This window comes from Rossellomorea marisflavi, assembly GCF_001274775.1.
Taxonomy (GTDB): Bacteria; Bacillota; Bacilli; order Bacillales; family Bacillaceae_B; genus Rossellomorea; species Rossellomorea marisflavi.
In genome coordinates this window covers 767,242-789,794 of the sequence record NZ_LGUE01000004.1, presented here as the reverse complement: position 1 = coordinate 789,794, position 22,553 = coordinate 767,242, and the positions used below count along the sequence as shown (strand labels likewise).

Here is a 22,553-nt window from a genome sequence, read left to right as displayed (position 1 = left end):
CTTGTGGTGAAACAACGATTGGACTGTGTCGGAATCGGCATCGGTCCTTATAATCTCGGATTGGCTGCTTTAATGGAAGAAAGGACGGATCTCGAGGTGAGATTTTTCGATCAAACTCCTGAATTCATGTGGCATCCAGGCATGCTCATCGATTTGACGGATCTACAGGTACCGTTCATCGCGGACCTCGTGACCTTCGCAAATCCTCAAAGTAAATTCAGCTATCTGAACTATTTACATACTCATAACCGTTTGTATAAATTTTTCTTCTTCCAGACATTCGAGATGCCGAGGCAGGAATACAACGATTACGCCCGCTGGGTGGCAGGACAGCTGCCGACCTGCCAATTCAACAGCGAAGTGACGGGTGTAGAGGAAATAGAGGACGGCTATCGCGTGAATGTGAGGAACCGGACCACGGGGGCGACGGAAATCTACGAAGCCGATCATGTGGTCCTCGGTACGGGAAGCAAGCCCCTTATCCTTAAGGGGATGGAGGATTTGCCTGAGGAAGATGTCCACCATACGAGCAAGTATTTATTCCATAAGGAATCGACCATGAAAGGGAAATCCATCACGGTCATCGGCTCGGGTCAAAGTGCAGCGGAAGTTTTCTATGATCTTTTGAAAGAAAAGCGGCACCATGAATACGAGCTTCATTGGTTCACTCGTTCCGAAGGGATCCTCCAGCTTGAAGCGTCAAAGCTCGGGCAGGAGCTCCTGGCACCGGACTATGTGGATTACTTCCACGGTTTATCATTCGAAGACCGGGAAAAGGCACTCGGCACCTTGGATCGCCTAAGAAACGGCATCGATCAGGAAACCCTGGACGCGATCTACAAGGTTCTTTACCACCATTCATCGAGCGGTGATCCGTTGAATATCACGATCCAGCCCCTTACTGAGGTAAAGGAAATCCGAGAAATCGACGGGAAGTATGAACTCAGCTGCGAACAATGGCAGGAAGAAGACTCATTTACGCATACAGCGGACAAGGTGGTCCTCGCTACTGGATATAAGCCAAATATTCCCGAATGGTTTTTTGAAGAATTCGAGGACAAAATAGTGTGGGAAGATGAGAAGAAATTCAAAGTCTCCCGTGATTATCAGCTTCAATTCAAGGAGAAACCAGAACGTGATCACTACTTCTTTACGGTGACGAATCTGGAGCATTCACATGGATCGAGTGCCACGAACCTGGGACTTTCCGTCGAGAGGAATATGCGGATCATCAATGCAATCTGCAGGAAAGATGTGTATAAAGTCCAGAGCAATACGATTTTCTCCCAATTCTCGCGAAAGTAATAAGGACGTTTAAGGGAGCCTGCACCGGGTAAACATATACCATTACCAACATTATTCTAAAATAGGAGTGTTTGATTGTATGGCTAAAATCGCAACATTAATCACCGATATGTTCGAAGATGTGGAATTTACAGATCCGGAAAAAGCATTCAAGGAAGCAGGCCATGAAGTCGTGACCATTGAATCGGAAAAAGGGAAAACGGTCAAAGGGAAGCAGGGAGACGCCAGCGTAACCATTGACCAGGGAATTGATGATGTCAATCCGGCCGATTTTGATGCGCTTCTTCTTCCTGGAGGATTCTCACCAGATCAGCTTCGTGCAGACGATCGTTTTGTGACATTCACCAAGCATTTCATGGATGAGAAAAAACCTGTCTTTGCCATTTGTCACGGACCTCAATTGTTGATCACAGCGAAGGCACTGGAAGGCAGAAAAGCTACTGGATTCAAGTCCATCAAGGTGGATATGGAGTACGCAGGAGCTAATTTCGATGACAAGGAAGTCGTTGTTTGCGGCAACCAGCTTGTGACGAGCCGTACACCAGATGATATCCCTGCCTTCAACCGTGAGGCACTTGCATTATTGAAATAATGGGTTAAATGAATGAAAAGGGGGCGTCCCCCGGGCTACTGCCCGGGGACGCCCCCTTTCTTCATTATTTGCGCAGGCTTCTCAGTTCATCGATGATGGCATTCATTTCGCTCGGACTGAAGCGATCTTTTTTAATGACCATTTCATAGAGGTCCTGAAGATCTTCATACATTTGTTCATTGAAGTCCTCAGACTTGATGGCACCTGCATTGACGACGTTCAATTTCTCCTTGATGGCGGTTACCATATAATCGATGTTCTCAGCCGTATTCTGTGTCAGATCCATTTGATCAGCACCCTTTCCTCGTAAAATCACTAAGCTTATCTTTCCATGATTCGCGGCACCTGTCAACACAGGGGGAATAGAATCATATTCAGAGGATTTTTTCACGGGAATGTTTTACACTATTAAGGAATGGGAAAGTAAAGGATAAGTTCCTTGAACGTTCTCAATTAATTAGGAAAGAGGGTCATACATATGGGTAAAAATAAATTCTTCCAGGGTGTACTCTTAGGGGCGGTTGCCGGGGGATTATTATCCCTTTTGGACAAAACAACCCGCAGGGAAGTGGGGGCTTCACTCAAGAATGGAAGCAGCTACATCTCCACTTATGCAAAAGATCCGAAACAATTGGTCGAAGCTTCAAAGGAAGTGTACGAAAAATTGTCCGTCACGGCGGATCAGGTCACCCGGGATTTCCGCTTCATCAGTGAAAAGGTGGATGAATTGAAGGGGATGACCCCTCAGGTGAAAGACCTGATTGAAGAAACAAAAGAAACGTTCGAAGACTCTACTGAAGCCTATAAGGACGCGTTCAAGGAAGCACCCAACGAACTGGAGGATGGGGATCAACCCATCGATTCTTCATTCAAAGGGTATTAATGAATGGAATGAGGTGAGCACATGGCTCGAAAGAAAGAGGTAAAAGAGTATTCCAAGGGCCTGTTTCAACAGATCAGCGCCAATGATGTGACAGGCTTGGCAGCTCAGATTGCCTATTACTTTCTCCTGTCACTTTTCCCGTTGCTCATATTTGTCGTCACGCTCCTACCCTATTTACCTGTACAGCAGGAAGACCTGCTCGGGGTGGTAAGAGACTATGCGCCAGGGGAAACGCTTAAAATGATTGAAGGAACCCTTTCAGATGTCATGTCGAACCGTAACTCGGGATTGCTATCCATCAGTATCATTGCAACAATCTGGTCGGCATCCAACGGAATGAATGCCATTGTGAAGAGCTTGAATCGTGCGTACGACATTGAAGAAACAAGATCATTCATCGTTCAGCGCCTGACATCCGTTGCCCTTACACTCGGGATGATCCTGGTCTTTGTTGTTGCACTTCTTCTCCCCGTGTTCGGGAAGCAGATCGGCTTGTTCCTTTTCTCGCAATTCGGATTTTCGGATCAGTTCCTCACCCTATGGAGCGGGATTCGCTGGGCAATCAGTCCCCTCATCCTCTTCGTCATTTTCATGGTCTTGTACTATTTTGCCCCAAATATGAAGATCAAGTGCCTGAGTGCCTTGCCTGGTGCCATCTTTGCAACAATCGGATGGGTATTGGCCTCACTTGCCTTCTCCTTCTATGTGGGGAACTTCGGCAACTATTCTGCCACATATGGAAGCATCGGGGGAATCATCGTCCTGATGATCTGGTTCTATCTCACCGGGATCATCATCATGATCGGTGGAGAGATCAATGCCATGAGAACCAAGAAGGACAATGCTGCCTGCTGAACGCCAAGAAGCCCCGTCACCAAGAGGGGCTTTTTTTCTATTTGAGAACTGGGTACTATGTCCTGAAAATAAAGAAGGAGGAGTGGAGAAAAGAAATCTCTGATAAAATGAAAACGTATTCATTTTAGAGGGGAGTTGAGCGGATGATCACATTCATTGTATCGATCATCATTTTGATCATCGGTTATTTCACGTACGGGAAGTTTATTGAAAAATTATTTGGTGTGAAGGAACAGCGCCCGACACCGGCCTATGCCAAAAAAGATGATGTCGATTATGTACCCATGGGAACATGGAAGAATTCCATGATTCAGCTTTTGAACATCGCAGGAGTAGGACCAATCTTCGGTCCCATCATGGGGGCGCTTTATGGTCCTGTCGCTTTCCTGTGGATTGTACTCGGCTCGATCTTTGCCGGAGCCGTCCACGATTATCTCACAGGTATGATCTCGATCCGGAACGGAGGGGCTCATCTTCCGCAGCTGGCAGGACGTTTCCTTGGGAAAACCATGAAGCATGTGGTGAACGCCTTTTCCGTCCTGCTCTTATTGCTTGTTGGGACCGTGTTCGTGACGGCCCCGGCTGCCTTGATTGCCGATTTGACACCGGCATGGATTTCCCTTGGCGTGATCATCGGAGCGATCTTCGTGTATTATATCGCAGCCACCCTATTACCTGTTGATAAAATCATAGGCAAGGTCTACCCGCTATTCGGCGCACTGCTATTAATCAGCGCAGTCGGGATCGGTGGTGGGCTCATCGTGACAGGGGCCGATATTCCTGAGATCACCTTAGCCAATCTTCATCCCGACCAGATTCCGATATTTCCGCTTCTGTTTCTGACCATCTCATGCGGAGCACTGTCTGGGTTCCATGCCACCCAGTCCCCGATCATTTCCAGGACGACAAAAAATGAGAAAAATGGGCGAAAGATTTTTTACGGTATGATGATCCTCGAAGCCATCATCGCCATGATTTGGGCTGCGGCTGCCATGAGCATCTTCCCGGCCGGTGAGTTGAACAGCATCCTGGCTGAATCAGGTCCAGCTGGAGTTGTCAGCGAGGTCTCCATGCTCATGCTCGGATCCATTGGTGGGACCCTTGCCATTCTTGGTGTCATCGTACTGCCCATCACGTCTGGCGATACATCTTTCAGAAGTGCGAGGATGATCATTGCAGACTATATTAACGTCAAACAGCTTAAGATCACGAACCGACTCTGGATTGCACTGCCGTTATTCGTTGTTTCCATCGCCCTGACCCAGATCGATTTTAACATCCTATGGAGATATTTCTCATGGGCCAACCAATCGACAGCCATGATTGCCCTTTGGGTCGGAGCCATGTACCTCGGCTTGCAGCGGAAACCGCACTGGGTTGCCACCCTGCCAGCCATCTTCATGACCATGGTGACCTTCACGTACATTCTTAATGCCCCGATCGGATTCGGTCTTCCCATGAACCTTTCTTACATGGGGGCAGGGCTAGTCACGGCAGCAGCCATCGTCGCTTTTGCCTACACATTAAGAAAACGGCTGGCCGGGGGAGTCGAAATTGAAGTAGATGAAAAGGTCCCAGCTGCATCGTAACATCGCAAAAAAAATGAAGGCACCTCCTGAGTCGATGACTCAGCGGGTGCTTCTTTTTTTGTTCGTTGCATAAAAAAGAGGTATTTTGTTAAGAGACAAAACCGCGTTTAAAGGGAAAAAAAACTTTTCATTCGCAAAACACTGCCGCTCTAAGGTTGGTGGAAAATACAGAAAAATAGCTGCATTTTCGGATGTTTATCTTTCCAAAATGATGGTAAATAAGCAAATGTAACCTACAAAGAAGGGAGGAAATTGAAAATATGTAATTATTTTTATGGTGGGTGCAGATCTTCACTAAAACAAAGCAATTAGTTCCAGTTCAACTTACGCACAGTCGGTAAAACATGAATGTATCAAGAATCGGAAAAAGTCGGCAAATCACAGGACACAGCACTTTATCTCACAGAGATATCAAGTAGATTGAAACCGGATACAAAACCTGATCAGTAAAATAAATATTACCTAAAAGGAGAGATTTTCCCATGGCAAACAATAATAATAACAGCAACAATAATAACAATAGCAACAACAGTAATAACAGCAATAACAGTAACAACAGTTATAACAGCAACAGCAACAGCAGCAACAATAACAGCAACAACAGTAACAACCAGAACGTAAGTAGCAGCAACCAAAACAACAATAATAAGATGAGCTACGAAGAAGCTGGACGCAAAGGTGGAGAAGCTACTTCGAACAATCACGGCAAGGAATTCTACCAAGACATCGGAGAAAAAGGCGGACAAGCCACATCCGACAATCATGATAAAGAGTTCTACCAAGAGATCGGTGCAAAGGGTGGCAATAGCTCTAACGGTTCAAATCAATCGAATAACTGATCATGAACCAAAGGGGACCTCTTGAAAAAAGAAGGTCCCTTTTGTTTTCTAGAAAAATTACCAACTGTTGAATGGAGAGAAAGGGACATACTAAGCATGTTTCACCATTCTTGTCAGTAGGGAGTGAGGAACATGAGTAAGAAGTCCAAAAAAGACGGTGGCACCAAGCAAAATCAAAATCAAAAACCGAAAAACAAAACATCCGGCTCTGCCAATGGTCAAAACGGATACCATTAAAGCCGGTCATAATAGGGGCCTTTCAGAGGCCCCGTTTTATATGGAGGCTCCTTATAAAGAAATACCAGGTGCCAATTATGAACGCCGTGTATTATAATGGAGTCATCCCGAATCAAAAGGAGATTCCATTATGACAAATCAGGATTCGTCTAAAGAGCCGAAGAAGATCAGCCTTCAGGAAGCCATGAAGCAGCAGCTTGCCAAGAAGAAAGAAGCCCAATCAAGTGGTAAACAGGGCAAGAATGGTCTCGCTTCGAATCAGCGCATGCAGAGTCAGCAAACGAAAAAGCCAAGCAATACCCGCAGGAAAATGGGTAGCTAATAATGAAAACGGCAGTGTCCTTAGGACCTGTCTTTTTTTATTGAGAAGGATTCAGTCGAGAAAACTGTTTACTTCTTTTTCCACCCGTGCTATGATACTGGAAATTACATGCGATGATGAGAAGAGTAGCTTTCATGACCTTCAGACAGAGAGCCCCGGCAGCTGAAAAGGGGAGGGAGGAACGGGAGTGAACCAAGTCTCTGAGCAGTGCATCGGAACCAGCCGGGGATGGTGTGACAGGAGCTCCTGTTATAGAGCTAGGGTATAAACGTGTACCCGAAAAGGTCGATATGGCGACATATCGATGAACTGGGGTGGCACCGCGATGACAGACTCGCCCCCAAGACCAAACGTCTTGGGGGTGGGTTTTTTCGTTTTTACTACGAATCGCGGGAGGAAGAATGATGAATAAGTGGAAATACCCAGCCATCCTGTTAGCGGGGATCGGCATAGCGAATATCGGCGACTGGATTTACCTGATCGCCCTGAATCTGATTGTCCTCAATGAAACCCAATCACCGATGGCCGTGGTGCTACTCTACCTATTGAAGCCGGCGGCCGGCATGGTGGTGAACGCATGGTCGGGGAGTCTCATCGACCGGGTGAACAAGCGGAATCTGATGATCATCCTGGATCTTTCACGCGCTGTTTCGATTATTGTAGTGGTGCTCATGCCAGTGGCCATTGCCATGTATGCGGTGGTGTTCTTCATCAATATGATGAGCGCTGTGTTTGAACCGGCAAGCAGGACGTATATGACCCAGCTGATCCCGAAGGACAGCCGTCAACGCTTCAATGCCCTGAAAGGACTCATCGGATCGGGAGCCTTCATCATGGGACCTGCCATCGCAGGCTTGCTCTTCCAGCTCGGAACGCCTCACTTGTCCCTGTTCGTGACGGCAGCAGCCCTATGCGGGTCGGGTCTTATCACCCTTCTGCTGCCGAACCTTGAACGGGAGGCTCTGGCCGACGCTGACATCGGCCGCTTCTCCTTATCGGCAGTGCGGGAAGATTGGAAGCTCGTGAGCACCTATACGAAACGGCATGCACCGATCATGCTCATTTACTTCCTGTTCAGTTGCCTTCTTGTCATGACCGCCGTCGTCGATTCCCTGGAAGCGGCTTTCTCGAAGCAAGTGCTCCATCTGTCCGACAGTACGTATGGATATATGGTCAGCATCGCAGGCGCCGGGTTCATCCTCGGCTCCATCGTAAATACGGCATTTGCCCATCGCCTGCCCTATATGAAGCTCATGGGAGGTGGGGGAGTCGCTGTCGCTGCAGGGTATCTCCTGTATGCGTCATCTGACACCATGATATGGGCGGCCACGGGCTTTGCCTTCCTATCCTTTGCCCTCGCATTTGCAAGCACCGGCTTTGAGACGTTCTTCCAAGAGAAGATCCCGGTGAAGATGATGGGGAGGATCGCGAGCATCTATGGACTGGCAGAGGGTGCCCTCGTACTGATTATGACCATTTCAATCGGAATCGGCGCGGAATTCGTGTCCATCCGGTGGGCCGTTTGCACAGGTGCTATCATCATGCTCATCACGGCGATCATGCTCCTCCTGTCCATCCGTCGGGAAAGCAGCCCCGCCACGTATGAAATCCACAGGACCGGGATAGAATGATAAACAATTCGTTGACACCCAAGAAGAATCTCTATATAATCATCTAAAATATCTAAATGTTGAAACATTGATGGGGATCAGTAGTGAACATCGTGTCCATTCAGAGAGGGAGCCGCGTGGTGAGAAGCTCCTATGGAAAACATTCGTGAACCTGCCCTTGAGTTCTGGTAACCCCAGCGGTCCGATACCGTTATCATGCATGATGAGAGTAAAGCCTTGCTTTGAATTAGGGTGGTCCCGCCAGGAATGGTCCCTAATGAGAAGTGGGGCTTTTTTTGTTTCACAGGAATTCAATTTAATAAGGATGGTGTCAATTATGGCAAAGCAATTCGTACAAAATGTCACAGGCATGGATGAGGATTTCGCCCAATGGTACACGGATGTCGTGACCAAGGCTGAACTCATCGACTATTCAAGCGTAAGGGGCTCCATGATCATCCGCCCCTATGGATATGCCATTTGGGAAAATATCAAGGATGCCCTCGACGGGAAGATCAAGGAGACGGGGCATGAGAATGTCTATATGCCGCTCTTCATTCCGGAAAGTCTGCTCCAGAGGGAAAAGGATCATATCGAAGGCTTCGCTCCAGAAGTGGCGTGGGTGACCCACGGCGGAGAAGAAGAGCTTGCCGAAAGACTGTGCGTCAGACCGACATCGGAGGTCCTTTTCGGGGAGCACTACAAAAACATCATCCACTCGTATCGAGACCTTCCAAAGCTGTATAACCAGTGGGCGAATGTCGTGCGCTGGGAAAAGACGACGCGTCCGTTCCTGAGGACACTCGAATTCCTTTGGCAGGAGGGGCACACCTGTCATGAAACCGATGAAGACGCCCTGGAGGAAACGATCAAGATGCTCGACGTGTATGCAGATATCTGCGAGAACATGCTGGCGATTCCGGTCATTAAAGGACAGAAGACGGAAAAGGAAAAGTTCGCCGGTGCAAAATTCACCTATACGATCGAAAGCCTCATGCATGACGGAAAGGCCCTCCAGTCCGGTACCTCCCATCATCTTGGCGACGGCTTTGCCAAAGCATTCGGCATCCAGTTCACCGATCGTGACGGAAAGCTTCAGTATGTCCAGCAAACGTCATGGGGCTTCACCACAAGGATCATCGGCGCCATGATCATGGTGCACGGAGACGACAGGGGGCTCGTCCTGCCACCGAAGATCGCGCCGACTCAAGTGATGATCGTACCGATCGCTCAGCACAAAGAAGGGGTCCTCGATTTTGCCTATGATATGAAGAGGCGCCTATCTTCCGTCGCACGGGTGGGGATCGACGCGAGCGATAAGAAACCGGGTTGGAAGTTCAATGAGTATGAAATGAAGGGGATTCCGCTTCGCTTGGAAGCCGGACCTCGTGATATCGAAAACGGGCAGGTCATCCTGGTGCGCAGGGACACAGGGGAAAAGGTGACGGTGTCCATCGAGGGAATCGAAGAAACCATCACGGCTCTCCTCCATGACATCCAGGAGAACCTGCTCAAAAAAGCCACTGCGCATCGTGAAGAAAAAACGAGCACAGCGGTCACCTTCGACGAGTTCAAGTCTCAAATCGAGAAAGGTGGATTCATCAAAGCGATGTGGTGCGGAGAGGAAGCATGCGAGAACAAGATCAAGGAAGAAACCACCGCCACCAGCCGCTGCATCCCGTTCGAGCAGGAGAAGGTAGCCGACACCTGTGTGTGCTGTGGGAAGGAAGCGCGGGACATGGTGTACTGGGCAAAGGCGTACTAATTCCCCCGAACATTCGCCCTATTTTCCTTTTCTTTTTCCATCATCGTCTTTTTTTACCATTCTCGACATAGAGTTTGGTAAAGGAGGGACAACTTATGGATATTGAAATCATGATGGTTGTGTTGCTCGCCGTTGCCGTCGTTACGCTGTTCCTTATCCTATTCAAAGTCAGCCGGATCCTTGAGCACTTTGAGGAGAATGCGTTTCTTGGGGAGGAAGATCTCGAGGAGGAGCAGGAAGAGTGGCACGGTTGATGGAAGCACATGCTGACAACATAGCAGTCCCTCTCGGATGAGGGGGATTTTTTTGTTACGGAAAAATGATATTTTTTTGTTGAAAGAAGATACCATTCCTTAAAACGGATTGATATGATTATAGAAACAAAGGGGTAGGGGTGAAAAGGATGACAGGAACACAACTACTGATGGAAACAGAAAGGCTGGTAATCCGGCCCTTCACCCGGTGGGATTACGGAAACTGGCTTCAGTCACATCTCGATCGCCTGCCATCTCAGCATAAGTATGATGCCGGGTATCAGGATATGTCCGGGTGCACGGAGCAGTGGTTCGCGGAGATGATCGGCAAGCAGGATGAGATGATGGCGAAGGATGAAGTCTATATCTTCGGGGTCTTCCTGAAAGCGACGGGAGTGATGGTCGGCACCGTCGACGTCTCGACTCTCATGAGGTACAACTTCAATTGGGGAAGGATCGGCTATGTGCTTCATAATCAACACTGGCAGAAGGGGTTCGGGAAAGAATCCGTGGCAGCAACACTACGAATGGCTTATACCAAGATCGGGTATCATCGGATCGAAGCACACATCGATCTCGACAATGTCCCGTCCATCTCCCTGGTGGAAAGCGTCGGCATGACATACGAATGCACGCGGAAGGGATTCATCTATGAGCGGGGGATGTGGCAGGATCAGCTCGTATATTATCAGAATGCAGAATAAGAAAAGCCGATGGGGGTGCACCCATCGGCTTTCGTGTGTTACAGTCCCTCAATCGTGAGGTCTTTCACCGGAAGGAACTCCTCCTCGGTATCGCTATACGTAATCTTGACCGTATCGTTTTCCCTCAGGTAGATGGCAAGAGGGCTGACCTCAGATGAAACGATATAGTTCTTCCCGTTCTCCAATAGGAAGGAAACGACCGTGTAATCTCCGGATTTTTCCTTATACACCCGAACGACTTTTCCGGAATCCTGTTTCTCTTCAGCCTTGGAGTTGTTATTCAGGCTTCCGGATCCTTTTTGAAGGGCGGTTTTGTACATTTTTAGCGCCTGGTTCGGCGTATCGGCGTACACGGCGATTTCCGGGTTCGCTGCGGAGACGATGAAATAGTTCTGCAGGAAGCCATTGGAATCGAGTACAGGCGTCAACCAGCTTGCTTCACCATAGAAGTTATAAAGGACCGGCATCTTGCCGTCCCATTTCTTCTCGATGAATCGCTTCTGGATGATCTGCAGGGCGCCTTGTGAATCCATATACGATTCTTCCATGTTCCCGGTATAATACGTAGCTTCTCCCGTACGGGCATTGGTCATGGAATACCCAAGCATGGAGTCTACGCCTTCTTTAGGAGACGTGAAGTCTGTGAAGTAGTACATATCGCCGTCTTTGTTGAAGACCGGCGTGACATTCGCTTCCGTTCCTTCATCGGATGGCAGCTTCACGTCGGATTTTCCGAACTTGCTGTTCCAGAAGCCTTTTACAAAGTTCCCGAAGTAGCTGTTTTGAAGGCTGACGGTCTCAGGTGAGATGGCTCCGTCGATGAATGCAGGGATATCCTTGATCGGATAAGCTTTCGTATCACCAGTCAATGCATCGACAAGGACGACTCCTTCTGCGTCAAAACCATTACGGGCAGAGATGAATGTCCCATATGTCCGGATGTAGAAAGGTTTCCCTTCGTCGTTCACTTCAAGCTGCACGTCCCCGTAGAAAATCTTCTTCGGATACTTCATGCGGATGTGGCGCTCGATGTTTTCATTCAGATAGGAAGAAGGGGTGTATTTCATTTCCTGCTTCATGAATTTAGGGTTGGCAGTGGAGTCCGTTGCGCTCAGTATGAAGTACCCCGGGGTTTTGTCTCCTTTCACCCATTTCCAGAAGTCCGAGAATTCGACTGGGGCGATATAAACGTAATCGCCGTTGACCTTCTGGATCTGCAGATTGCCGAGTTCATAGTAGCTTGTATTCGGTACTTGACCGAATGCTTTTTTCATTTTGTTCCGGGCGAATTGAGGCGGCACGCTTGCCGGTGTTTCCGTCTCGTCGAATGCCTGGATTTCGGTTTTCGTTTTCATATCGGCGGATTCGTATTTCTCATCTGCATTGAACAGAAATGCGCTGAGGAAATAGACACCGACTACAAGGCCGGCAAGGACGAGGACTCCTTTGATCATGCGCTCAGTTCCATAGGAGAGTGATGCTCCTGCGATAGCGGCTATGATGAAGAGGATCCAGACGCTGGTGAAGTTCTGGTCAAGGTTGGTCAGATAGTAGAACAGGAATGTCGCGACGATGGCGATGATGAGGGTGGCACCGAATACTTTGCCAAATGACGGGTAGCCCTCTTTCTTTTTCATTTTCATGGCACTCATCGGGACGATCAGGATGGTGGCGGCAAGGCCGATGATGAGTGAGAATAATAGGATATTGCCCATGTTGTTCCCCTTTCTAGGTTCTTTGGTTGAGTCTATTGTATATACGGGTGAGGCTGGGTGGAAGTTTCATTGTGATCATTTTTGTTCACTATGGTTGCCTTTTTGTATGAAAGAGAAGGGGAGGAGATCGTTCCTTTATTTTTATGGGTGTGTCGTGTGAATTAGATCGTTCCGTTCCGCTGTGGGCGGGTCGCTTTCCGCGGGTCGGTTGATGAGCCTCCTCGTGCCTGCGGGGTCTCATCTTCCCGACTATCCGCAGGAGTCGACCGCCCTCCGCTGCACTGCACTGTTGGATGGTTGATTGGGGAGGGCAAATCAGCGAAGTATGTCCTTCCCTTCTTTTTTTGATGGGTGTGTCGTGTGAATTAGATCGTTCCGTTCCGCTGCGGGTGGTCGCTTTCCGCGGGTCGGTCGATGAGCCTCCTCGTGCCTGCGGGGTCTCATCTTCCCGACTATCCGCAGGAGTCGACCGCCCTCAGCTGCACTGCACTGTTGGATGTTTGATTGTGTAGGGCAAATCAGCGAAGTATGTCCTTCCCTTCTTTTTTTGATGGGTGTGTCGTGTGAATTGGATCGTTCCGTTTCGCTGCGGGTGGTCGCTTTCCGCGGGTCGGTCGATGAGCCTCCTCGTGCCTGCGGGGTCTCATCTTCCCGACTATCCGCAGGAGTCGACCACCCTGCGCTGCACTGCACTGTTGGATGGTTGATGGGGAACATTTGCAACTGTACCTCTGATTAGGCAGACACATATAAATAATACATCTATGATAATCGCCTTTGCTATACAGAATCTACTTGGACAGATAATGAGCCCCCTTTCAGCGTTCAATCTATTTAGGAATGAGATGAGGTTCTACATAATCCGGTATGATTCAGTGGAAACCTATCAATTATCAAGGAGTGAAGTTCAACGGAGGCCGCCCGACTCCCATGGAAAGCGGGCGGCCGCAGTGGAACGAAACGGACTTACCCCCTACCAATCTCCCAATTAAAATAAAAAAGAGAATGTCCATCATCAGGACATTCTCTAGTATTCACCAATCCAGTTCCACTTCAACCCCGTAGTGGTCGGAAATGATGGGGCGGTTGGTTCCGTTGAAGATGGCAGCGGAAGATTGGACGTTGATCATGCGGCTGGAGAGGATGAGGTCGATCCTCAAGCCTTTGTCATTTTCGTCCCATCCGGCAATATCGCCTTGGATGGTAGTGCCTTCGTCTCGCTTTTGGGCAAGATGGAAGGTGTCCAAAAGCCCTTTTTTCATAAGATAGTCATAGCCTTCACCACGTGTGTCGGCATCGTTGTTGAAGTCACCCATGAGGAAGAAGGGACCGGCTGCCTTTTCAAATAGACGGTCAGCCTGGCTCATGAATGGTTCCTCTTCATCCTGCCACCATCCAAGATGGCAGGAGTAGAAGGTGACCTTTTCATTGCGAATGGGGATGGTGATCCCGATGATCTTACGGGTTTTCCAGTTGGCAGGATCCTCGTCATTTGAAACATGGAAGCTGTGCTCTTCCTGAACGGGATGCCGGGTCAGAATTGCTGCGCCTTCTTCAAAGCGGTCATACCCGACATGGGCATAGTCCCAGATGAATGAGTACCCGGTGACCCCGCGTTTTTTCAACTCCTGGAGGAGGATCAGAGCAAAGTTGTCTTTTTTGATGAACGCTTCCTCTTCGGAAATGAGCTGATTGACCTCCTGCAGGGCGATGACGTCGTACTCTTTTTCCGCGATGGTATCGGCAAGGATCCCGAGTTTCTCCCACTGATTGTCTTCGAGCCAGGAGTGGCAGTTGAGGGTGAGGAGCTTCATCCTTACGCCCCCAGCATATCCTGGATATCGGATTTGATGACATCGGCTTTCGGACCGTAGATGGCCTGGACGCCTTTGTCCTTTGTGATAAGGCCGAGGGCCCCGTTTGCTTTCCATTCCTGTTCGGAACCGACCAGGCTAAGGTCTTTTACGGTGACACGAAGGCGCGTCATGCACGCATCCACGTCGACGATGTTGCTTTCGCCTCCGAGTAGGGCGACGACTTTCGGAGCTACGGAATCTTTTTTGACTGCTCCTTGAGCTTGGGTGACTTCGTCTTCGATGTAATTGCCGTTACGTCCCGGCGTCGGGAAGTTGAAGCGTTTGATCAGGAAGTTCGCCACGCCGAAGTTAAGTCCGAAGAATACGAGACAGGCGATGAAGAAGTTCACAAGGTCGAGCCAGAGTCCGGCTTTCACGATCATCGGCGTCCTGGTGAGGAGCTCGATGAATCCGAAGGAGTGGACGCGGATGTGGATCAGATCCACGATGGCGAAGGCAAGTCCTGTCATGATGGCGTATACCACATAAAGAAGCGGGGCAGCGAACATGAACATGAATTCGATCGGCTCTGTGACACCTGTCAGGAATACAGCAAGTCCTGCAGATAGGAACATGGATTTGTACTTTTTCTTCTTATCTTTATCCACATTGCGGTACATCGCATAGGCGATACCGATGAGGGACGCAGTGGACAGGATCATCTGACCGACTTTGAAACGGGCCGGTGTTACGTCGCCAAGAAGTTGTTTGTAGCTGGCAGTGTCTCCGGCGGATAGGAAGTTGTTCAAATCGGCGATCCAAGCGAGCCACAGCGGGTCTTGACCTGCGACGGTAGATCCCTGGCCTGAGCCCGTAAGGATGGTATATGTCCCACCTAGCTCTGTGTAGTTCATCGGCACGGTGAGCATATGGTGAAGACCGAATGGAAGCAACAGACGCTCGAGTGCCCCAAAGATGAATGGAGCTACAATCGGTGCCGTATCCCGTGATGTGGCGATCCATTGACCGAAGTCATTCAGGAGACCCTGGATGAACGGCCAGACGATAGACATGACGATAGCGGTTACAATGGAACCCGCAATCACGACGAACGGTACGAAACGCTTTCCGTTGAAGAAAGAAAGGGCATCCGGTAGTTTGTCATAATTATAGAATCGGTTGAAGAGGTTGGCTCCAAGGAAACCGGAAATGATTCCGACGAATACGCCCATATTGAGGGCAGGCGCCCCGAGGACCGAAGTGAAATAGTCGGAAACGACGAGCGTCTGACCGAACAGGGACGAAATCGTCGCTTCAGGATCCGCAAGCATATCGGCATTGACGCCGAAGATGGCACCGGTGATCCGGTTGATCAAGACGAAGGCGATAAGGGCAGCGAAAGCACCGCCGGCACGCTCTTTCGCCCAGGATCCCCCTATGGCGACGGCGAAGAGGATATGCAGGTTGGTGATGATTCCCCATCCGATGTCTTCTAGTACTCTTGCAATCGTTTGCACTAAAACCAAGTCTCCGCCGGTCATGCCGATCAGCTTCCCGATGGAGATCATGATTCCGGCAGCCGGCATGACGGCTACTACGACGAGAAGGGCCTTACCGAACTTCTGCCAGAAATCAAAAGACAATAAATTCTTCATTTGTACTTCCTCCCTATGTGTGCGTTTTCATTTTAAAGCACGATCTTTCTATTTGTTAAGCATGGCTTTCTCTATAAAAAGATACAAAAGTGTAAACGGTTAATGCAACCGTTTGCATTAATATAGCATTATTGTAAGATATCTTTTTGAGGAAAGCAATAGAAAGTTTAGAAGACGTGTATTATCATTAAAAATAGTAACATAGAAAAAAATGGGAGAGATGTTGGTGAACCAGACAGACATGAGTCAGATTAACGAGACAGGGTGGAATCGACGTGCGTATGATGCGTGGGTCAACCGGCATGGTGTTCCGGCAGAATATGCTGAAAAGATTAAACATGATTCCCGGAAATCCGTTGAACATTACCTGAACTATATGAACGGAATTAAAGGAAGAAAGATTGTGAATCTGCTTGGTTCAAAAGGAAACAAGGCTGTTTCATTTGCCCTCCTTGGAGCGGAAGTGACGGTAGTCGATCTTTCAAAGGATAATGCGCGTTACGCTTCGGAGTTGGCGGAAGCTGCAGGGGTAAAGGTGACCTATATCGTCTCTGACATCCTGGACATCCCGGAAACCCAAAAGATCTCGGACGCCGACTATATTGTATTGGAGTTGGGCGTGTTGCATTATTTCCTCGATCTCGACCCATTGTTCGAGCTGATACATGAGGGGTTGAAGAAGGGAGGACGATTCATCCTGCGGGATTATCATCCGATGGTGTCGAAAGTATTGAGGGCAAAGGATGGGATGATGGCGGTTGAGGGGGATTACTTTGACCGCGACATGAAAGAAGTTGATGTGGCCTATTCAATCCACCTACCCGAAGAACAAAAAAAGTCCCTCCCAAAAAATACAATCAGAAGGTGGACACTGGGGGAAGTAATCACGTCATTGGTGAGGGCAGGTCTTACAATCCAGCACTTGGAAGAAGAAGCAGGAATCAGATGGGCCTTTCCGGAAGGAACCCCGGAAGGATTTGAGGAAAAGATGCCGGGATTATTCACATTGATTGCGGATAAAAAGTAAGGGAGTGGACTGATGCGGGAGTGAAAGAGACAGGACTTCCTCCAGCACATGTCGGCTCCCTGTGTACATAAACAAATGTCCATTACCTAGACGGATCAGGTAATGGACATTTGTGTTTAGATAACATAATCCTCAGGTGGAAACACCTTCAGATGTCTTGGCTTGATATAAACCGATTCTCCGACTTTGAGGGAGAGATCGCGGTACCGTTCTTTGGTGATTTCCGCTTCCACATATTCGTCCGTATCCGCCCGGATCAGCTCGACGCGGACGACGGCCCCGACGATGTGGAGGTGGTTGACGGTGGCCCGAACGGTTTCGTCACCCTGGATTTCTTTGCTGATGGTGAGGTCATGGGGGCGAACGTAAGCGGACGCTTCACTCCCTCCCGAATTCGTGAGGTCCGGTGTGTTCAATACGAGATCACCGTGGACGAGGGTCCCTTCATGAAGGCGACCCTTGAAGATATTGACGCTTCCAAGGAAGTCGTAGACAAAGGGCGTCTGGGGATTCTCGTATACCTCGATGGGAGTGCCGATCTGTTCGATGCGTCCCTGGTTCATGACGACGATTTTATCGGCTACATCCAGTGCCTCTTCTTGGTCGTGGGTGACGAAGATACTGGATATCTGGAATTCATCGTGAAGGCGCCGAAGCCATCTTCGCAGTTCTTTCCGCACTTTGGCATCGAGGGCCCCGAATGGTTCATCGAGTAAGAGGACCTTCGGCTCGACGGCAAGTGCCCTTGCGAGGGCGACGCGCTGTCTTTGACCGCCTGACAGCTGGGAAGGGTAGCGGTCTGCCAGTGACCCCAGTTTCACAAGGTCGAGGAGTTCATGGACTTTTTCTTTAATGATCTTGCGGGATGGACGTTCCTTCCTCGGTTTTACCTTCAACCCGTAGGCGACGTTTTCAAAGACGGTCATATGCCTGAAAAGGGCATAATGCTGGAAGACAAATCCGACTCCACGTTCTTTGGCCGTGATGGAGGTGATGTCTTTATGGTCGAATCGGATCGAGCCATGGTCGGGGGCTTCGAGTCCTGCGATGATCCGGAGGAGGGATGTCTTCCCCGAGCCTGATGGACCAAGGAGGGCCACCAGTTCTCCGGTTTGGATATCGAGGTTGATATCCGAAAGGGCCTGGAACGTCCCGAATGATTTTGACACGTGATCGATGACTATGCTCATAGTATTCCCTCTCTATCAATGGACATGGACGTCCGTTTGTTTTTTGCCCTTCCACTCAAGGAAGCTTTTGATGACAAGTGTGATAATGGCCATGATGGACATCAGGGACGCGACGGCGAATGCGGCCGCAAATTGGTATTCCCCGTACAGAATTTCGATATGGAGGGGCATGGTGTTCGTGAGCCCCCTGATATGCCCCGATACGACGGATACGGCACCGAATTCTCCGATCGCCCTGGCGTTTGCGAGGATCATCCCGTAAAGCAGGGCCCATTTGATATTCGGCAGGGTGACGTGGAGGAAGGTTTTCCAACCCCCTGCCCCGATCGTGATGGACGCCTCCTCTTCGGATGTTCCCTGTGCCTGCATGAGCGGAATGAGCTCCCGGGCGACGAAGGGGACGGTGACAAACAGTGTGGCGAGGATGATACCCGGGACGGCAAAGACGATCTTGATATCATGCTCGAACAGCCAGTCACCGAATACCCCCTGTGCTCCAAAAAGCAGGACGAAGATGAGTCCTGCGATGATCGGGGAGATGGCAAAAGGCAGATCGATGAGCGTAATGAGGATGTTCTTTCCCCTGAACTGAAACTTTGTGATCGCCCAGGCGGCTGCGATGCCGAACAGGGCATTCACAGGGACCGAGATGAGAGCTACGAGCAGGGTCAGTTTGATGGCTGAAAGGGCTTCGGGCTGCGTGATGGCTGCCATGTATACGTCCAATCCTTTATCGAATGCTTGAAGGAAGACCGTAATGAGCGGCAGGATCAGGAACAGACCGAGGAACAGGAGGGCGATCGTGATGAGCAACCATTTCACCCATTGAGGATCGGTCGTTCCTTTTGCCTGAATGACTGGAGCGGTTGAGCGTTCAATTGGCAGATGACCCGACAAAGCATTTCCTCCTTTCTATCTATGAATGAACTTACGATTGGTCCACCATTGGATCAGATTGATGACCAGCAGTAAAAGAAAAGACGTCACCAGCATCACCGTGGCGATGGCAGTGGCCCCGGAATAATCAAACTGTTCGAGCTTCGTCAGGATGATCAGGGGCGTGATCTCCGTCTTAAATGGCATATTGCCTGCGATGAATACGACAGAACCATATTCCCCAAGGGATCTGGCGAAGGCAAGGGTGAAGCCTGCCAGGGCCGCAGGGAGAAGCTCAGGGAAGATGACCTTCCTGAACGTCTGGAGGCGGCTTGCCCCCAGGGAAGAGGAGGCTTCCTCCACTTCCTTTTCCAGATTTTGAAGGACGGGCTGGACCATCCTTACCACGAAAGGAAGCCCGATGAAGATCAATGCAATCACGACACCGATCGGAGTGAATGCGACCTTGAATCCAAGGAGGCTGCCGATCCATCCGTTTGGAGCGTAGACGGTCGTCAGGGCGATTCCAGCTACGGCTGTAGGGAGGGCAAATGGCAGATCGACGAGTCCATCGATGATTTTCTTGCCGGGGAACCGGTAGCGGACAAGGACCCATGCAAGAAGCACGCCGAACGCCACGTTGATGAGGGCGGCGGCCAAGGAGGCTCCGAAGCTCAGCTTATAGGAAGCCACCACCCTTGGATCCAACACGGTATCGGCGAACTCGGTCCACCCCATCCTGGCGGTGTAGAAAAAGATCATGGAAAGGGGAAGGAGTACAAGGATGCTCAGGTAGAGCGTCGTGTACCCCATTGTCAGACCGAATCCAGGTAATACATTATGGTGTTTGGTTGAGCGGATTTTTCCTCTGGTCATGTGATCACCTGTTACCTTTCGTGCTATTCAGCGTAGATTTCGTCGAATGTTCCCCCATCATTGAAGTGGGTTTCCTGTGCTTTTTGCCAGCCACCGAATGCATCATCCACGGTCACCAGCTCGATATCGGCAAATTTGTCGGCGTACTCCTTCAACACTTCAGGATCACGCGGTCTGTAGTAATTTTCAGCGGCAATTTTCTGACCGGTCTCTGTATAGAGATACTCAAGATAGGCCTTAGCGACTTTGGCTGTGCCTTTCTTCTCGGCGATCTTATCCACGACGGCTACAGGTGGTTCGGCAAGAATGCTGAGTGTTGGATTCACGATTTCGAACTCATCCTTCCCAAGCTCGTTGATGGAGAGGTATGCTTCATTCTCCCAGGCAATCAGCACGTCACCCAGTCCCCGTTGAACGAAGGAGTTCGTCGCGTCACGTGCGCCTGAATCGAGTACCTCGACGTTTTTAAATAGATCCCTCATATAGCCCTTGATTTTCTTCTCATCACCGTTGAATGCCTTGTCGGCATAGGACCATGCTGCGAGGTAATTCCATCTCGCTCCTCCCGATGTCTTCGGATTCGGTGTGATGACGGATACGTCGTCACGGATCAGATCATCCCAGTCCTGGATGTTCTTTGGATTCCCTTTCCGTACCAGGAATACGATGGTGGACGTATAAGGGGTGGAATTGTCTTCAAGCTTCGACTGCCAGTCTTCTGAAATGATGCCGCGTTTCGCCGCGATTTCATCAATGTCATAGGCGAGGGCGAGGGTTACGACATCCGCTTCCAGTCCATCAATGACGGATCGTGCCTGTTTCCCTGAACCTCCATGGGATTGCTGGATGGTGACCTTCTGTCCTGTCTCTTCTTCCCAGTGCTTGGCGAATTCCGTATTGAATTCCTGATAAAGTTCCCTTGTCGGATCATACGACACGTTCAATAATTCCACAGCTTCTTTTGAATCGCTTCCTTTTTTACCGGCGGTTTCGCCCTGACTGCAGCCTGAAGCATAAAAGACAAGAGCTACGATGATTCCAATCAATGCATTTTTAACCATGTGAGTTCCCCCTCGGTTCCTGTTTTTTTTATCAAAAAAAAGGCCGCGCTTTGAGTAAGCTCGGCCTTCAGTTTGTCTGATCAGCGCTGGAATATTCTAATTTAAACTAATCATATTCATTTAATCGGAATTAGTTACTTAAATTTTTCATGACAGCAGATGAAAAACAAGAAAGCCCCAGTCAAGTATTTCGACCAGGGCCTTTGGTTGTCCAATCGGCAGTATTTTGATTAGTTATAAGATATCTTACTATTCCGATAAAGTCAATTGGTTTTTGGGAGAAATATAGAGGATGAGAGATTTTATAGAGTCATACGATTTTGATGTTAATAAAGATAAGAAGAGGGGATATAGGTAAAAAAAGGAGGCTTTTCAGGTGAATAAAAGGATGAGAATCGCAGGAGTGGTTTTCATGGCATTCCTTCTGGCAGGTTGTCAAAGTGCTGAAAAGGATGCGGTGGACACAGATGTCAAGCAGGTGGATGAGACGGCCAAGGAAGAAGTGGAAACAACTGAACAGATGGATACGGAGACCGATGAGGGAAAAACAAAAGACGAAGCTGCCCCCTACGAAACAGTGAACGTGACACCCGATTACTTCATTGAAACCGACACCTATGATACAGGGCGGGAATTTTTGACGATGTTCACCATCAGACGAGATGACGGGAAGGATCAGAGCAGGGAAGAGCGCCTGGCAGCTTCTCTCATGGAGAATGATCCTTCGGAACAAAAGATCCTTGAAACCTACACCAAGCTGACAGTCGAGGGGCCGAATCTTAAGGTGGATTTCCAAGAGGATGGAAACCTTCTTTCCGCCACTTCTGCGCAGCATTCGATGTTTTATGATTCTCTGTTCGGGATCAGTCATCTTTATGGCATCGAGGAGATCACGTTTGTGAATCCGGAAGGCGAAGAGAACATCACGGTAGCCGAACGGAAGGTGGATGCCCCGATCGTGGTGGCTGACGAAAGGGGAAGGTCGAAGGGGTACTATACCCTCTATGATAAAGAAGGGAAGCAAACATGGTTCATTCCAGCAAGTGAGTTGGATGAAGGGGCTGGTGGAGAGGATTTGTCTTTTCAAGAAACCATCGAGATGATGCAGACCGTTGATCAAGAGGACGCGTTTTACGCATCAGCCATAACAGAAGGGCTGGAAGTAAAGGAGGTTTCTCTTGAAGACGGTCTTGCGATTGTCCACTATACGATGGACGAAGAGGAAGTATCAGCATCCGACCGTATCGTTTTTGAGAATGCCATGCAGCTTGCAGCCCTTGACTTCGATGCGACAGAACTTCAAATGGTGAACGAGACGAAGCGTCAGAACAAAACATTTCCATTCTAATAATCCTATTAACATAAAAGACCTCAGCCGGTGAGTGCATTCTCCGGCTGAGGT

Annotated in this window: 20 protein-coding genes and 1 pseudogene; 13 read left to right on the top strand and 8 right to left on the bottom strand. The window is 49.3% G+C overall.

Annotated features, from left to right (window positions below):
* The first annotated feature begins 6 nt into the window (after positions 1-6).
* Together AF331_RS14165 and AF331_RS14160 are read left to right on the top strand one after the other, a co-directional pair.
* On the top strand, positions 7-1,305 hold the full coding sequence (locus AF331_RS14165) for a lysine N(6)-hydroxylase/L-ornithine N(5)-oxygenase family protein (protein WP_053428966.1): 1,299 nt from the start codon (positions 7-9) through the stop codon (positions 1,303-1,305).
* A gap of 79 nt (positions 1,306-1,384) precedes the next feature.
* Positions 1,385-1,897: a type 1 glutamine amidotransferase domain-containing protein gene (locus AF331_RS14160; RefSeq protein ID WP_053428726.1), complete on the top strand. Its 513-nt coding sequence runs from the start codon at positions 1,385-1,387 to the stop codon at positions 1,895-1,897.
* Positions 1,898-1,961: 64 nt separating this feature from the next.
* On the opposite strand, the gene AF331_RS14155 is transcribed toward AF331_RS14160, so the two are convergent.
* Entirely contained in the window at positions 1,962-2,183 is a 222-nt protein-coding gene (locus AF331_RS14155; RefSeq protein WP_053428725.1) for a DUF1128 domain-containing protein, read from the bottom strand.
* A 192-nt stretch (positions 2,184-2,375) separates the two neighbouring features.
* Between AF331_RS14155 and AF331_RS14150 the strand changes: the two genes are divergently transcribed.
* The 9 genes and pseudogenes from AF331_RS14150 (at position 2,376) to AF331_RS14115 (ending at position 10,955) form a co-directional block, all read left to right on the top strand.
* Positions 2,376-2,780: a hypothetical protein gene (locus tag AF331_RS14150; RefSeq protein ID WP_053428724.1), complete on the top strand. Its 405-nt coding sequence runs from the start codon at positions 2,376-2,378 to the stop codon at positions 2,778-2,780.
* Between the two features lie 21 nt (positions 2,781-2,801).
* Entirely contained in the window at positions 2,802-3,635 is an 834-nt protein-coding gene (locus AF331_RS14145; RefSeq protein ID WP_053428723.1) for a YihY/virulence factor BrkB family protein, read from the top strand.
* Between the two features lie 143 nt (positions 3,636-3,778).
* Positions 3,779-5,224 carry a carbon starvation CstA family protein gene (locus AF331_RS14140; protein WP_053428722.1) on the top strand — a complete coding sequence of 482 codons (1,446 nt, stop codon included), beginning with the start codon at positions 3,779-3,781 and terminating at the stop codon, positions 5,222-5,224.
* Between the two features lie 650 nt (positions 5,225-5,874).
* Positions 5,875-6,039: pseudogene (locus tag AF331_RS23180) on the top strand (KGG domain-containing protein); the annotation flags it as partial.
* A 391-nt stretch (positions 6,040-6,430) separates the two neighbouring features.
* On the top strand, positions 6,431-6,622 hold the full coding sequence (locus AF331_RS14130) for a hypothetical protein (protein WP_053428721.1): 192 nt from the start codon (positions 6,431-6,433) through the stop codon (positions 6,620-6,622).
* Positions 6,623-7,026: 404 nt separating this feature from the next.
* Positions 7,027-8,253: an MFS transporter gene (locus AF331_RS14125; protein WP_053428720.1), complete on the top strand. Its 1,227-nt coding sequence runs from the start codon at positions 7,027-7,029 to the stop codon at positions 8,251-8,253.
* Positions 8,254-8,569: 316 nt separating this feature from the next.
* A complete protein-coding gene (gene proS / locus AF331_RS14120; protein ID WP_053428719.1) occupies positions 8,570-9,997 on the top strand; it encodes a proline--tRNA ligase in 1,428 nt (475 codons plus the stop codon).
* 95 nt (positions 9,998-10,092) lie between these two features.
* Positions 10,093-10,251, top strand: coding sequence for a hypothetical protein (locus AF331_RS22480; RefSeq protein ID WP_160316559.1), 159 nt, complete (start codon positions 10,093-10,095; stop codon positions 10,249-10,251).
* Positions 10,252-10,400: 149 nt separating this feature from the next.
* Positions 10,401-10,955 carry a GNAT family N-acetyltransferase gene (locus AF331_RS14115; RefSeq protein ID WP_053428718.1) on the top strand — a complete coding sequence of 185 codons (555 nt, stop codon included), beginning with the start codon at positions 10,401-10,403 and terminating at the stop codon, positions 10,953-10,955.
* A gap of 38 nt (positions 10,956-10,993) precedes the next feature.
* On the opposite strand, the gene AF331_RS14110 is transcribed toward AF331_RS14115, so the two are convergent.
* From AF331_RS14110 to AF331_RS14100, 3 genes are all read right to left on the bottom strand, one after another.
* Positions 10,994-12,670, bottom strand: coding sequence for a tripartite tricarboxylate transporter TctB family protein (locus tag AF331_RS14110; RefSeq protein WP_053428717.1), 1,677 nt, complete (start codon positions 12,668-12,670; stop codon positions 10,994-10,996).
* Between the two features lie 1,034 nt (positions 12,671-13,704).
* Positions 13,705-14,484, bottom strand: coding sequence for an endonuclease/exonuclease/phosphatase family protein (locus AF331_RS14105; protein ID WP_053428716.1), 780 nt, complete (start codon positions 14,482-14,484; stop codon positions 13,705-13,707).
* 2 nt (positions 14,485-14,486) lie between these two features.
* On the bottom strand, positions 14,487-16,121 hold the full coding sequence (locus AF331_RS14100; RefSeq protein WP_053428715.1) for a PTS transporter subunit IIBC: 1,635 nt from the start codon (positions 16,119-16,121) through the stop codon (positions 14,487-14,489).
* Positions 16,122-16,347: 226 nt separating this feature from the next.
* On the opposite strand from AF331_RS14100, the gene AF331_RS14095 reads away from it, so the two are divergent.
* Positions 16,348-17,148, top strand: coding sequence for a class I SAM-dependent methyltransferase (locus AF331_RS14095; RefSeq protein ID WP_053428714.1), 801 nt, complete (start codon positions 16,348-16,350; stop codon positions 17,146-17,148).
* A 116-nt stretch (positions 17,149-17,264) separates the two neighbouring features.
* On the opposite strand, the gene AF331_RS14090 is transcribed toward AF331_RS14095, so the two are convergent.
* Genes AF331_RS14090 through AF331_RS14075 form a run of 4 tightly spaced genes read right to left on the bottom strand, consistent with a single transcriptional unit; the run spans position 17,265 to position 21,151 of the window.
* Positions 17,265-18,338 (bottom strand): sulfate/molybdate ABC transporter ATP-binding protein, encoded by a 1,074-nt coding sequence (locus tag AF331_RS14090; RefSeq protein WP_053428713.1) that lies wholly within the window; start codon positions 18,336-18,338, stop codon positions 17,265-17,267.
* 15 nt (positions 18,339-18,353) lie between these two features.
* A complete protein-coding gene (gene cysW / locus AF331_RS14085; protein WP_412177723.1) occupies positions 18,354-19,193 on the bottom strand; it encodes a sulfate ABC transporter permease subunit CysW in 840 nt (279 codons plus the stop codon).
* 57 nt (positions 19,194-19,250) lie between these two features.
* On the bottom strand, positions 19,251-20,090 hold the full coding sequence (gene cysT / locus AF331_RS14080; RefSeq protein ID WP_053428711.1) for a sulfate ABC transporter permease subunit CysT: 840 nt from the start codon (positions 20,088-20,090) through the stop codon (positions 19,251-19,253).
* Positions 20,091-20,113: 23 nt separating this feature from the next.
* Positions 20,114-21,151, bottom strand: a complete 1,038-nt coding sequence (locus tag AF331_RS14075; RefSeq protein ID WP_053428710.1) for a sulfate ABC transporter substrate-binding protein — start codon at positions 21,149-21,151, stop codon at positions 20,114-20,116.
* 376 nt (positions 21,152-21,527) lie between these two features.
* Here AF331_RS14075 and AF331_RS14070 point away from each other — a divergent pair, with 376 nt between their 5' ends.
* Positions 21,528-22,499 carry a hypothetical protein gene (locus AF331_RS14070; RefSeq protein ID WP_053428709.1) on the top strand — a complete coding sequence of 324 codons (972 nt, stop codon included), beginning with the start codon at positions 21,528-21,530 and terminating at the stop codon, positions 22,497-22,499.
* The last annotated feature ends 54 nt before the right edge of the window (positions 22,500-22,553 follow it).